The organism is Bacteroides sp. AM37-9, from assembly GCF_003603455.1.
Lineage (GTDB): Bacteria > Bacteroidota > Bacteroidia > Bacteroidales > Bacteroidaceae > Bacteroides > Bacteroides xylanisolvens.
Genome location: NZ_QTNF01000018.1, coordinates 15,137 through 28,719, shown reverse-complemented (window position 1 = coordinate 28,719; position 13,583 = coordinate 15,137). Strand labels below are relative to the sequence as shown.

General features: G+C 37.9%; 6 protein-coding genes and 1 pseudogene. All 7 read left to right on the top strand.

The window, feature by feature from the left end:
• The first annotated feature begins 3 nt into the window (after positions 1 to 3).
• A complete protein-coding gene (locus DW862_RS13905) occupies positions 4 to 3,129 on the top strand; it encodes a TonB-dependent receptor (RefSeq protein ID WP_087322913.1) in 3,126 nt (1,041 codons plus the stop codon).
• Between the two features lie 12 nt (positions 3,130 to 3,141).
• Positions 3,142 to 5,193 carry a RagB/SusD family nutrient uptake outer membrane protein gene (locus DW862_RS13900; RefSeq protein ID WP_008024166.1) on the top strand — a complete coding sequence of 684 codons (2,052 nt, stop codon included), beginning with the start codon at positions 3,142 to 3,144 and terminating at the stop codon, positions 5,191 to 5,193.
• Positions 5,194 to 5,210: 17 nt separating this feature from the next.
• Positions 5,211 to 6,236 carry a DUF4973 domain-containing protein gene (locus DW862_RS13895; RefSeq protein WP_008024164.1) on the top strand — a complete coding sequence of 342 codons (1,026 nt, stop codon included), beginning with the start codon at positions 5,211 to 5,213 and terminating at the stop codon, positions 6,234 to 6,236.
• Between the two features lie 29 nt (positions 6,237 to 6,265).
• A complete protein-coding gene (locus DW862_RS13890) occupies positions 6,266 to 7,807 on the top strand; it encodes a glycoside hydrolase family 76 protein (protein WP_008024163.1) in 1,542 nt (513 codons plus the stop codon).
• Between the two features lie 352 nt (positions 7,808 to 8,159).
• Positions 8,160 to 9,317 carry an ATP-binding protein gene (locus DW862_RS13885; protein WP_008024160.1) on the top strand — a complete coding sequence of 386 codons (1,158 nt, stop codon included), beginning with the start codon at positions 8,160 to 8,162 and terminating at the stop codon, positions 9,315 to 9,317.
• Between the two features lie 253 nt (positions 9,318 to 9,570).
• Positions 9,571 to 10,179, top strand: a pseudogene (locus DW862_RS13880) (glutaminase domain-containing protein); the annotation flags it as partial.
• Positions 10,180 to 10,414: 235 nt separating this feature from the next.
• Positions 10,415 to 13,567, top strand: coding sequence for a TonB-dependent receptor (locus DW862_RS13875; RefSeq protein ID WP_117684377.1), 3,153 nt, complete (start codon positions 10,415 to 10,417; stop codon positions 13,565 to 13,567).
• Positions 13,568 to 13,583: the final 16 nt, after the last annotated feature.

Below are 13,583 nucleotides of genomic sequence, written 5' to 3'. Positions count from 1 at the left end.
AAAATGAAAAAAATAACAATTTTATGTATACTGTTGCTATGTGTAGTAACCGACACAATGGCTCAGAAAACTGTTACTGTATCGGGTATTGTTTCTGACAGTAATAAGGAACCGCTTATTGGTGTGAATATTATCGTCAAGGATGTTCCCGGATTAGGAGCCATTACTGATATCAACGGGAAATATACCATTAAAGTAGAACCTTATAACCGACTGGTCTTCTCATATATTGGATATAAGACACAAGAAGTATTGATTAAGGAACAGCGTTCGGTCAATATAAAAATGGAAGAAGATGTAGCTACTACTATTGATGAGGTTGTAATCACAGGTACCGGTGCACAACGTAAATTGGTACAAACCGGTGCCATCACTACAGTAGACATGGAACATCTGATGGCTAATCCGTCGTCTAGTGTTGTTAATGCTTTGGCAGGTAACGTTGCAGGTGTATTAGCCCGCCAGACTTCCGGTCAACCAGGACAAAATGTTTCAGAATTCTGGATTCGCGGTATTTCCACATTTGGGGCTGGAACCGGTGCTTATATTTTAGTAGATGGGTTCGAACGTAGCATGGATGAAATCAACATTGAGGATATTCAAGACTTTTCTATCTTGAAAGATGCTTCCGCTACTGCAATATACGGTTCTAAAGGAGCTAATGGCGTTGTATTGATTAACACTAAACATGGTAAATCCGGGAAAATCAAGATCGACATAAAGGCACAAACCACCTACAACATGCGCACTATTACACCTGAATTTGAAGACGGGATTTCGTATGCAAACCTATTGAATGAGTCACGAATTACACGCAATTATGAACCTGTATATCAACCGGAGGAACTGGAGATTCTAAAAAACGGATTAGACCCAGATCTCTATCCGAATGTGGATTGGATGGATTTATTGTTGAGGAAAGGCTCATGGCAACACCGCGTTAACCTGAATTTAAGCGGTGGTGGTTCTACTGCACGGTATTACGCCTCTATTAGTTACCTTGATGAAGAAGGCATGTACAACACTGATAAAGCGTTGAAAGACGATTACAACACTAATGCAAACTATCGTCGTTACAACTATCGTCTGAATACAGATATTGATATCACGAAAACTACACTATTAAAGTTAGGTGTATCCGGTTGGTTATCTAAGAGAAACAGTCCGGGACTGGGTGATGCAGATGTATGGGGTGAACTTTTTGGCTATACCGCCATTCGTACTCCTTTACTTTATTCCAACGGTCGTGTTCCGGCAGTAGGTACAGGCAACAAAACAAACCCATGGGTAGCAGCTACACAGACTGGATTCAATGAAAACTGGGAAAATGTGATTCAGACAAATATTACGTTGGAACAGAATTTGAAGTTTATCACCAAAGGTCTGAAATTTGTTGGACGCTTCGGCTATGATACCTATAATAACAATCACATCAATCGTCGTAAATGGCCTGAGCAATGGAGTGCCGAACGTTCACGCGATGAAAATGGAAATTTGGTATTCAAGAAAATTTCGGACAGTAGCAATATGCATCAAGAAAGTGGTTCTAGCGGTAACCGTCGTGAATTTTTAGATATGATGCTTAATTGGGAACGCGGTTTTAAGGCACATCATCTCAATGCTACGTTGAAATACACACAGGACTCGTACATCAAAACACAAGACTTAGGTGATGATCTGAAAAATGGTGTCAACAGACGTAATCAAGGATTGGCAGGGCGAATTGCGTATAACTGGAACTATCGATATTTCGTAGATTTCAACTTCGGCTATAATGGTTCGGAGAATTTCGCAAAAGGACATCGCTTCGGTTTCTTCCCAGCATACTCTTTAGCATGGAACATTGCAGAAGAATCATTTATCAAAAAGAATTGGAAATGGATGGGTATGTTCAAAGTGCGTTTCTCTTATGGTAAAGTAGGTAATGATAAGATTCGTCATAACAATGCAGATGTACGTTTCCCTTATCTGTACGCAATTGGCGAAGGCAATAGTTATGATTGGGCAAACTACGGTAGTTCTTATGGATTCACAGGATTAACTTACACAGAACTAGCTTCCGACCAAGTTACTTGGGAGGTGGCAACGAAGAAAGATTTGGGAGTAGATTTGGCTTTGTTTGATGACAAATTCAAATTGACAGTTGATTACTTTGATGAAAGCCGTAGCGGAATTTTCATGCAACGCCAGTATTTGCCTGGCATGATTGGCCTGCAAGGAAAGAGTCCTTTTGCAAATGTCGGTAAAGTAAATTCCAAGGGATTCGATGGCAATTTCTCTTTCAAACAGAGGTTCAATCAGGTAAGTTTGACAGTACGTGGTAATATGACTTACAGCAAAAATGAGATTATTGAAAGAGACGAAGCTAACAATGTATATCCCTATCAAATGCAAAAGGGCTATCGAGTGAACCAGAATAAAGGATTGATTGCATTAGGACTGTTCAAGGATTACGATGATATTCGCAATAGTCCTACTCAAAAGTATGGTCCTGTAATGCCCGGTGATATTAAATACAAAGATGTAAATGGTGATGGTGTAGTGGATGACAACGATATTGTAGCAGTAGGAGCTACTAATCGTCCGAATCTGATTTATGGTCTTGGGCTTTCTGTTAAATGGAAAGGACTTGATGTCAATTTGCATTTTCAAGGCGCGGGCAAGTCGCAGTTTTTCTTGTCCGGGAAATGTATCAGAGCTTTCAGCGAAGGGCAATGGGGTAATATTATTAAAGGAACTTTGGATAATCGCTGGGTAGATGCGGATACTGCCGAGAAATTAGGTATTGCAGCCAACGAGGATCCCAATGCTACTTTCCCCCGCCTAAGTTACACGGACCAAGGAAATGGAAATACAACGATTTATGCTTATACTAATAACTACCGCAACTCTACTTACTGGTTGCGTGACGGTTCCTACGTACGTTTGAAAACGGTTGATATCGGCTACACACTTCCCAAAGCACTGGTTAACAAAATACATTTTAATAATGTACGTATTTTCTTGACTGGAACCAATTTACTTACATGGTCTAGTTTCAAACTCTGGGACCCGGAAATGGGTAGCAATAATGGAGAGAAATATCCATTGTCCAAATCCGTAACGTTAGGTTTGAGCGTTAACTTATAAATGATTAATGATATGAAAAAAATATATATACTATTAGTCGCAATTTTTGCGATCAGTTCCACTTCTTGTTCCGATTATTTGGATTCTGATTACATTTTTGAGGATAGAGAAACAATTGATAAAGTTTTTACCGACTATAAAAAAACAGAACAATGGTTGGCACAGGCGTATACCTATTTGTTGGGACAATGTTGTGATGTTGCAAGTAAACGTAATACACCTTTTGTGTTTGATGATTGCATGTATTATGGCGATGATGATGTTACAGTGGATGCAACCAAAGGCGGTGCTTTATCTTATAATAAATTCCGTGAAGGAGCATACGATGAAAACACTTTCCAAGATACTTGGAACCGTTGTTATAATGGTATTCGACAGGCTTCTATTTTCATCCAGTATGCAGATATGAGCATTGAGCATAGTGCGGAGGAAATCATTGACCTCAAAGCACAAGCCCGCTTTGTTCGTGCCTATTACTATTGGTTGTTACTCCGGAAGTATGGTCCTATTCCACTGGTTCCGGATGAGGGTTTTGATTACAATCAGTCATACGAAGATTTGGAACTTCCCCGCAATACATACGATGAATGTGTAGATTATATCGCTAAAGAGATGGTCTTGGCAGCACAGGGTTTACCTTTGAAAAGAGACCAGCTTTCCATTACCCGTCCTACTCGCGGTGCCGCCTTAGCTACCCGTGCTTTGGCAATGCTTTATGCTGCAAGTCCGCTAATGAATGGCAACGATGATGCGTATGCACAGCAAATGACCAACCGTGACGGGAAACGTTTATTAAATCCTGTATACGACAACAGTAAATGGGCTAAAGCAGCAGCTGCTTGCAAAGATGTGATGGGACTAGGCGTTTACCATATTTATACAGCCGATTTCCGGTCGACTCATTCTATTGCTTTTCCTGCTACCATCGCTCCTCCGATTCACCCGGAATATAGTTATAAAAATTTTCCAGAAGGTTGGCAGAATATTGATCCGTTCGAATCTTATCGTTCTCTATTCAACGGACAGGTAACTGCTATGGACAATCCTGAATTGATTTTTACTCGTGGAAAAAATATTTCCGGTGAACGCATCAAAGATATGGTCATTCATCAATTGCCCACTGTAGCTAAAGGATGGAATACGCACGGCGCCACCATGAAACAGGTAGATGCCTATTATATGAGCGATGGCACTGACTGTCCGGGAATGAACTCTGAATATGCAGGTACTCCAGCTTATCAAGGACGCATAGATACTCGCCCTCGCGCAACTGGTTATACAACAAATAATACAGATCACAAACCGCTTCCAAATGGAGTATCTTTGCAATATGCTGAACGTGAACCACGTTTCTATGCGTCCATTGCTTATAATGGTATGTACTGGCATCTAGGTAATGAACCAGAAGTTCAGAATCAAGATCAACAAGTATTCTATTATCGCGGAGATGGAAATGGTTATGCAAATAGTATGTTCTGGTTGCGCACCGGCATTGGGGTAGCTAAATATGTGCATCCTGATGATACCTATTATAATAGCGATGCAGCCAAGGTAAAAGATAAAGATGAACCAGCTATTCGATATGCTGATATCCTGCTGATGTATGCAGAAGCTTTGAATGAATTGACTGCTAGTTATGAAGTTCCTTCTTGGGATGGCTCCATCACTTACACAATCAGCCGCAACGTAGAAGATATGCGTACAGGTATAAAACCAATACGCATGCGTGCCGGGGTGCCCGATTATGATGCAGATACATATAGTAACCCGATTAAATTTCGCATCAAACTAAAACGCGAACGTCAGATTGAGCTCTTTGCTGAAGGAAAACGCTACTATGATCTTCGACGCTGGAAAGATGCGGAAGTAGAGGAAGCAATGCCTGTTTACGGTTGTTATACATTTATGAGTAATGCCAATAAAGACCTGTTCCACACACCGGTTCCTATATCAAATCTTTCTGCTACTTTCTCACCGAAAATGTATTTTTGGCCCATCAAGCACAGTGAACTGAAACGAAATAAACTTCTGACCCAAAACCCGGGATGGACCTACAATGATTAATCTAAAAAAACTAGAATATGAAACTGAAAAATATCTTATTATATCTGTTACCCATAGCCGGCTTATGTAGTTCGTGCAATGATGAATGGGAAAATGAACAGTTTACACATTATATATCATTTAAAGCTCCCATTAACAGTGATGGTGTGTCTCGAATCAATGTACGCTATAGATCTGGTAATGAAAAGACGACATTTCAGTTACCAATCATTGTGAGCGGATCTACCACCAATGAACGTAACATTACAGTACATGTTGGTTTGGATACAGATACCTTAAAAGTACTAAACCAAGAACGCTTCAATAATCGTACCGACTTGTACTATCAAGTATTGCCAAAAAAATTCTACTCTCATTCAGAAACGGTGCAGATCAATGCCGGGCAAGATGTAGCATTAATGCCTATCGACTTTTCAATGGAGGGCATCGACTTATCAGACAAATGGGTATTACCATTGACTATCGAAGAATCACCTGATGGAAACTATACCCCAAACTATCGAAAGCACTATCGGAAGGCATTGCTTCGTGTGATGCCATTCAATGATTATTCAGGAAATTATAGTGCTGTAAATTACAAAACATATTTGAATGGTTCAGAAACAGATGCACCATACGTGAAGAATTATGTCATGATGTATGTAGTTGACGATGAAACGTTATTCTTCTATGCAGGTTTATTTGATGAAACTCGTCAAGACAGGAAAGGGTATCGGATTAAAGCAAAATTCAACAATAATGGAACAGTAACGCTTTCTCCGGCAGATCCAAATAATAAAATGCAGTTTGCGCTCGGTAAAGATGATTTTAATAATGAGATCACTGCTTCTTACAGTATCACGGAGTCAATGGACGCTATCCGTCCCTACTTAATGCACCGAACCATTATTATCAATAATATCAACTATACGTTCAAAGACTATACAACGATTCCCGGTGTCGAAACTGAATTTCATGTAATGGGTTCGTTGACATTAGAACGTCAAATCAATACTCAAATTCCGGATGAGGACCAAGCTATCGAATGGGAAGAAGGAAACTAAAGGTTGACCGAAAAATAAATAAACTATAAATGGGGATTGTAAATGCTGTGGATATTTGTAAATATCCACAGCATTTCAATCGTTTATTACTAATCGCAATGAATAAATATGTATTGTTTTTAATTTTTATATTTTCATGTATTGGCTGTGGAGAAACAAATGAACAGGATGCCAATACAATAGAAGGTAACACCGATACTTCGCAAATAACAATTGCACCAGTGACGAATTTGAAGGCTAAGATTACACAAAATCCCAATGAACTTTATCTAACATGGACGAATCCGATTACTGTGACCAATATGCTAGGGGTAGAAATCTATTATAAACAGAAAGGTTCCAATGACGAAAAAAGAGTGAATACGATCCAGAAAGGAGAAGGGTATGTACTCCGGTTGACATCCGCAGAGCCTTATTTCATATCTGTTGTTGTGGTGGATAACTACGGAAGAAAATCAGAAAGAGTCACCATTACTGCTATTCCATCGAATAAGGGAGTGCCTTTGGCAGATAGTTGTACGTATGTGCTTATTGAACAGTTTATGGATAAAACGAAAGGAACGTTTTGGGTATCACCCCAAAATATATCTGGAAATTCGGCTAATACTTATATTTATTGGCAACAGGCTCATGCTATTGATGTGGTATTGTATTCTTATGAACGTATCAAAGATAATAATCCGATATTGGCTGCGACATATAAAGAATATTTTGAAAGATGGTTTCAAAATCATGGAAATAATTATCATCACGACAACAACGATCCTACAGGCTTTTCAAATCCATATACTGATGATATGTGTTGGATTGGTCTGACTTTGTTACGAATGTCAGAAGTGTTAGACGATAATAAGTTTGCCGATACAGCCAAGAGGTTGTATGACACTTACATTATTACACGAAAATGGACAGATGATAAAGGAACTGGACTTCCTTGGAATAATGAAAATAATTCTAATGGGCGAAGCCGGAATATATGTACCAATGCTCCCGGTGCTTTGATGGCTGCCAAATTGTATAAAAAATACAATGAAGATAAGTATTTATCAGATGCTAAAATACTTCATAAATTTGCCTACGACAATAATTACTTAACATTGGGAGATGGTAGAATAGAGGAACCTCCTTTAACCTATACGCAAGGTACGTATGGAGAAGCAAGTAGGCAATTGTATCATATTACAAATGAAAAATATTATCTGACATGTGCAGAAAAAGTAATTAGCTATGTCACAACCAGTGATAGGTGCTTAACTAATGGCATTTTGCGTAATGAAGGTCCGTCTATGGACCAAAGCATCTTTAAAGCTGTTTTGATTCCTTATATAGTCAATTTGGCATTGGATGAAGCTGCTAATAGTACACTTAGGCAGAATCTGATTCTTTTCCTGCGAAAAAATGCAGAAACGTTGAGCGCAAACTTGATTCGTGGAACTTATCCGGAAATGTATTGTAACTATTATTGGGGATCCATATTTACTGGAAATATTGCTTCTATGGGCGCACAAGCAAGTGGAGCTTCTCTTTTGGAAGGTGTTCTCCGATTGAATACAGCACTAGAAAATAATTAGTCATAAGCATCACTGTTTAAAATGAAGCAATGCAACCTTAATTATTCATGCGAATCAGTTGTTGAATGTAAGTTCTTGTTTTTAAGAAATTCTTTGATGCTAAAATAGCTTTGATACGCTCCGTAGAACAGATAGAAGGTATATTATTGAATATAAGATAAATAATAAGCAGCTTGCCATTGTTTAAATCCAGCTCAATGACAGGCTGCTTAAATTATAATTACTTATAATATGCTGCAGATATGATTATAAAAGATCTAATATAAATAGAGAACTTTAAATTAAAAAACAGAGAAGTTTTGCAAATTCACTTTTAAAGATTAAATTTGCAAACAGTAAAATAAGAGCAGCAATGATAGAACGAATACTGAAATCCAAGCTAATTGAAATGGCAAATAAATATCCGATTGTTACATTGACAGGACCTAGACAATCTGGAAAATCAACATTATTGAGGAATTCCTTTCAGGACTATGAGTATGTGTCTTTGGAAGATCCTGATATGAGACTATTTGCTACAGATGATCCGAGAGGATTTCTTTCCACCTACCCGGATAAAACAATTATCGATGAAGTTCAAAGAGTTCCGTCACTTTTCTCTTATATCCAAACGCATACCGATAAAGAGAATAAAGAAGGTATGTATATGCTGGCCGGATCTCATAACTTCTTATTAATGGAAAGTGTGAATCAATCATTAGCTGGACGTACGGCAGTACTCAAGCTACTACCGTTTTCGCATTATGAAATGGAAAAAGGAGAAATATTGCCATCCAGTGTAAATGAAGAAATTTTTAAGGGAGCTTATCCACGCATTTATGACAAAACTATAAATCCGGATGATTATTATCCTTTCTATATACAAACATATGTAGAAAGAGATGTGAGATTATTACGTAATATTGGGGATCTAAGTAAATTTATTAAATTCCTCAAATTATGTGCAGGTCGCATAGGGCAATTATTAAATCTTTCATCATTAGCAAATGAATGTGGAATTTCTGTCACAGCAGCTACTAACTGGTTATCTATATTAGAAGCAAGTTATATCTGTTATTTACTGAAACCAGATTATAATAATTATGCCAAACGATTGGTAAAAACTCCTAAGTTATATTTTTATGATACTGGGCTAGCCTGTTCTTTACTTGACATACAAAATGCAGAACAAATAACTACTCATTTTTTACGTGGAGGATTGTTTGAAAATCTTGTCATCAATGAATTTGTAAAAGAATCCTATAATAGAGGTGTCGAACCGGGATTATCATTTTGGCGTGATAGCACTGGCAATGAGGTTGACTTATTAAGAATGGTTGGCGGAAAACAGTATGCCTATGAAATCAAATCAGGAGCAACTTATTCACCGGATTTCTTTAAAGGTATTTCAAAATGGGCTAAACTATCCAATACTCCAACGGAACAATGTTTCGCGATTTATAATGGAGATAGGGATATAAAAACATCTGTCGGTCAAGTGAATGGATGGAATCATTTTAATCTGTTTTAAACCGCCACTAATATATCATGTCTTTATTCCATCTTATTTGATCCCTGAAACTACATTTGGGGATATATTATTTGATATTTTATTCTAGAATTAGAATTTGTTGAAACAATCTGGGATACCCCAAATCCTAGAAATAAATCATTTTTATAGACTACAAAAACACTCGAAAAACCAACTAATTACAACACAGAAACAAGACATGTTAGCTATACATATCTGATAATAAACTAAATAACTAAAAAAAACTTAGTCTGGACAGGACCCGGAAAACCAACTTTGCACGGATGACTTCGCCGGACATTGGGCACACAATGCCAATCTTTCTGTAAAAGCGATCATGGGAGTGGCCGGATACAGCGAGATGGCTCGGATGCTCGGATTGAATGATGTAGCAGACAAATATGCGGCTATAGCCAAGAAAATGGCGGTGAAATGGGAAGAAATGGCGAATGAGGGAGATCATTACCGTCTGGCTTTTGACCGTAAAGATACCTGGAGTCAAAAATATAACATGGTTTGGGATAAGTTGTGGAACCTGAATTTATTCCCTAATAATGTTATCAGAAAAGAGATTAACTATTATTTGACAAAACAGAATCCTTATGGGCTCCCTCTGGACTCTCGTAAAGAATACACAAAATCCGACTGGATCATGTGGACGGCAGCTATGTCTTCAGATAAGGAAACCTTCCAGAAATTCTCTGATCCTGTCTATAAATATATCAATGAAACAGTATCTCGTGTGCCTATCAGCGACTGGCACCATACAGACAGCGGTAGATGGGTAGGCTTCAGAGCCCGTTCGGTGATCGGAGGATACTGGATGAAGGTATTAATGGATAAAGTTCAGAATAATCAATAAAGTTAGCACGACGTTTACTTCAAATTTATACATATGAGATCTTTAAAGAATATTACTATAAAATCAAATTATCTCATTTTGCCAATAGCATTATTGTTCATCAATAATGCTATGGCAAAAAGTAGTTGAAATGACAAAGGCTTACAAAATATGGGCTAAACGCTGTATAGTAGAACCTTACCAAAAAAAGAAATAAGAATGTTTTTTATACACACAACTTTTTAACGTTATTACTATGAAACATCAAAACTTGGAATTTAAGTGGATGTGTCTACTCTTTCTAGCTCTGCTACTCTCTCCTCCTCTACTTTGGGGGCAGAATCATAGCATTAAAGGGCAAATTGTAGATGCAAAAAGTAATGAACCTTTAATAGGAGTAAATATTACTGTTGAAGGCACTTCGAATGGTACCATTTCTGACATAGATGGTCGGTTTACGCTATCTGTAGCTGCTAATGCTGTACTCAAAATCTCTTATATCGGCTATCAAGAAAAGAAAATCAAAGTGGATGATCTGAAAAAAGAGCCTATCATTTCTCTGGAAGAAGACAGCAAACAACTAGAAGAAGTAGTGGTAGTAGGTTATGGTATTCAGAAAAAGGTATCAAGTGTAGGCGCTATTACCCAAACTAAAGGAGAAGAATTGTTGAAAGGAGGTAATATTACTTCTGTATCAGAGGCTTTACAAGGCAAACTAAATGGTTTGGTAGCTATCAATACGTCAGGCAAGCCTGGAGCAAGTGATACCAAAATGTACATTCGTGGTAAGGCTTCCTGGCAAAACTCTGACCCTTTAGTATTAGTGGATGGTATAGAAAGGGATATGAACGATGTTGACATGAATGAAATCGAGTCTATATCTATTCTAAAAGACGCTTCTGCTACAGCTGTATATGGGGTTCGAGGTGCAAATGGTGTAATATTGTTAACAACCAAACGCGGACAAGATAAGAAACCAAACATCAATTTTTCTACAAGCTTTGGTATTAAACAGACTACTGCAAATATGGAATGGGCAGATTATGTTACATCTATGAAAATGTATAATGAAGCTGTAGCTAATGACAACAACTGGAATCAACAAATTAAACAATCTGTCATCAATGCTTGGTCAAATGCTTTTGATACAGGCAACTACGGCCCTTATAATGATGTCTTTCCACAAGTAGACTGGTGGGATGAGTTGGTTAAACCAGGTTTTTCCCAACAATATAATGTGAATATCAGCGGAGGAACCAATTTCATGCGTTACTTCGCCTCCATCGGTTATCAAAATGACGGTGATATTTATGATTTACAGAAACAGGAGAATTTTGATCCAAGGAACTACTATCGCCGTTATAACTGGCGTTCAAATTTAGATTTTAATTTAACTAAAACGACTTCCTTATCAGTAAATATTGCAGGGAAAATGGGATACCGCAATGACAACTTTGCTGATGATGTGTACACTAGAATCATTGCGGCACCAACCAATTCCTTCCCGATAAAGTATAGTGATGGCTATTGGGGAGATGGATCTACTGCCGGCTATAATCCTGTTTGTAATATGAATACAAATGGATCACAACTGTATAAAACCTTTCAGGGATGGTATGATGTTCGTTTGGAACAAAAACTGGACTTTCTAACTAAAGGACTAAAAGCTGCCGCTAAAGTTTCATACACCTCTGCTTCCACTACTCGTTCTAGTATAAAGACTGGTGAAATTTGGGGTAACAATGATTTTGAATCCAGAAACAGTATTATTAAATACCATCGCGAATATGATTATTCTAATCCGACAGTCAATGCAGATGGTTCCCTCACTTACCCCATGATTTTGGAAAAACGATGGCCAAATGATGAGGATATTGAACTCCCCCCCAACGTTTCTTATGATAATTTGGATGGTTATAATCGTAAATTATATTACGAATTCTCTGTGGAATATAAGCGTTCATTCGGAAGTCATAATGTAACAGCGTTAGCGCTGATGAACCGTCAAGTATCTGATTCAAAAGATGATAAAGTTATCAAATTCCCAAGTTATCGTGAAGAATGGGTGGGACGTGTTACTTATAACTGGAAAGAACGTTATTTGGCAGAGATGAATATCTCTTATACAGGTTCGGAAAAATTTGCCCGAGGACAACGCTTCGGCCTGTTCCCTTCCTATTCTTTGGGATGGCGTGCTTCAGAAGAACCTTTTATAAAAAAACATGTTGGAGATGTGCTGACTAACCTAAAATTTAGATATTCATACGGAAAAGTCGGTAGTGATGCAGCTGCTGCACGTTGGAATTACATCCAATTATTTAATTCTTTAGGAAGTATTGAATTAGGAAATACACAAGGAGTCACACATAGCCCGCTCTATACAGAAGGAGATATTGCTAACTTGACTTCAACATGGGAAAAAGCGACTAAACATAACTTTGGAATAGAAATTGGCTTATGGAATAAGTTAGATTTAACTTTGGATTTATTTAAAGAGAATCGTAAAGATATTCTAATGACTCCACAAACCACATCTTCCATTGTAGGAGCTACTTTTAACGCTATCAACCGAGGAGAAACGAAAAATCATGGTTTAGAATTAGAGTTACGCTGGAATGACAAAATCGGACGTAATTTTAATTACTGGGGAGCTTTAACTTTTGCAGCCAGCGAAAACCGGATTGTCTATAAAGATGATCCTAGAAATGCGGATGAGCACTTGAAAGCTGCAGGTAAACCGATTGATTATCAAAACCGTTTTATTGCGATCGGTAATTATGGTTCGATAGACGATGTGTTCAATTACGCACAAACAGCTATAAATGGTACTACAGCATCACAAGTAATTCCGGGAGACCTTATCTATATAGACTTCAATGGAGACGGGATAATCAACTCAAACGACAAGGTAGTTGTAGACGAATTGAATTACCCATTGACTACCATCGGATTTTCTTTCGGGTTCAATTGGAAAGGACTTAACTTCAGTGCAATGCTCTATTCGCCACGCAATATATATAAGTTACAGTTCGATCAATATCTGTGGGATTTTCCAGCTTCAAACATACGTGTTCAACCAAAATCCATGGAACGATGGACGCCGGAAACAGCTAATTCATCGGGTGTTATGCGACCTGCTACACACTTGAACAATACATACAACAAAGTGGAAAGTACTTATCGCTATTCCGACTATTCGTATATACGATTAAAGAACATGGAGATAGGATATACATTCCCTAAAAAATGGTTGAGTGAAGCCCATATCTCTAATCTTCAGGTTTACATGAACGGGAATAATTTACTAACCTTCTGGAAAGGGGACAAACGCGTGGACCCTGAAACAGGAGGTGTTGGCAGCTATCCGATTGTCCGTACTTACACTTTAGGACTAAGAGTTTCATTTTAATCATATTCAAAAGAAA